Source organism: Streptomyces sp. NRRL B-24085 (genome assembly GCF_001282115.1).
Taxonomy (GTDB): domain Bacteria; phylum Actinomycetota; class Actinomycetes; order Streptomycetales; family Streptomycetaceae; genus Streptomyces.
On sequence record NZ_LJBR01000506.1, the window covers coordinates 1 to 1,181 of the forward strand.

Genomic DNA, 1,181 nt, shown 5'->3' on the forward strand with positions numbered 1-1,181 from the left:
GTTCGACGCCGTCACCAGTGTGTGGCTGCTGCACCTCCTCGACCGGCCCGAGGACGTCCGGGCCGTGGTCGCCGAGTGCGCCCGGGTGCTGAGACCGGGCGGGGTGTGGGTCACCACCGTCGACAAGGCGGCCGCCCACGACGTCGGCAGCGACATCGACGCCGTCCTCGCCCCGCGTCCGCGCCGCCCGGCCCCGGACGCGGCGCCGCTCGTCGAGTCGTACGCCGCCGGCCACCTCCTGCACCCGGCCGGCCGGGCCCGGTTCCCGGGCCGCGGTCAGGGCCGCAGCCCCCGGCGGACCGCCGCCGACCTCCGGCGCGGCTGGTTCACCCTGCTGCCGCCCGGCGACCCGCGCACGGAAGCCTTCGCCGCCCGTGTGGAGGCCCTGCCCGACCAGGAACTCCCGCGCCCCGACCCGGTGTTCAGCGTGCGGGCCTTCCGGAAGGCCGGCTGAAGTCCATGGTCCAGTTGGTCACCCAGGTCTGCCCGCCGTCGACGGAGAAGGCCTGCTCCCAGTGGGCCGCGGCCAGGGACACGTCGGCCCACACGAACCGCACCCGCACGTCTCTTCCGCCGTAGGTGTCGTCGCCGTGGAACACGCCGCGACCGTCCTCGAACCGTCCCACGACCGGCGGGAACAGCGTCCCGCTGCGGCTCGTGGCCCAGTGCAGCGACCACTGTCCGGTCTCCTGGTCGTAGAGCCGCAGGGTCGCGCCCTTCGCGTCCAAGTGCGGCATGTCGATCTCGTCGATGTTCGCGGCCCCGTCGAACAGCGGCCGGCAGCGGCTGGTGGCGGGGAACTCCTCCCAGGCGCTGTCCGGGTCGAGGAAGTCGGCCCGGCGGCGGTTGCGGACCTCCCAGTCGCCGTGGAAGAAGTCGAAGTCGTGCGGGCTGCTCATGAGCGGTCCCCCGTGGTTCCTTCGGGCAGCGAGTCGGCCAAGTAGGCCTGGAGGTCCGGGACTTCGGGTGCGAGCAGATGCCGCACCCAGGCGTCCCGTTCGTGCAGGATCGGCGGCAGCTCCCACACGCAGCCGATCCAGGGCAGGTCGGGCACGACGAAGTGGGTGGGATCGACGTCCGGGCAGCGGAGCGCCGGCTGCCCGGCGGCGGCGCCCCGGAAGTGCAGCACGTTGTCCCACACCCAGCTGTAGGCGTTGAGGTAGGCGCCGGTGTCCCCGCCC

2 protein-coding genes and 1 pseudogene are annotated in these 1,181 nt (G+C 73.9%); 1 reads left to right on the plus strand and 2 read right to left on the minus strand.

Annotated features, from left to right (window positions below; all coding sequences use genetic code 11):
- A partial coding sequence (locus AOJ26_RS38010; protein ID WP_159044488.1) for a class I SAM-dependent methyltransferase occupies window positions 1-454 on the plus strand: 454 nt, incomplete at its 5' end.
- Here the strand turns inward: AOJ26_RS38010 and AOJ26_RS38015 are convergent.
- Complete coding sequence (locus tag AOJ26_RS38015) at window positions 423-899, minus strand: hypothetical protein (protein WP_053852908.1); 477 nt, start codon at window positions 897-899, stop codon at window positions 423-425. The genes AOJ26_RS38010 and AOJ26_RS38015 overlap by 32 nt on opposite strands.
- Window positions 896-1,181, minus strand: a pseudogene (locus AOJ26_RS38020) (hypothetical protein); the annotation flags it as partial. The pseudogene AOJ26_RS38020 and the gene AOJ26_RS38015, both read right to left, overlap by 4 nt.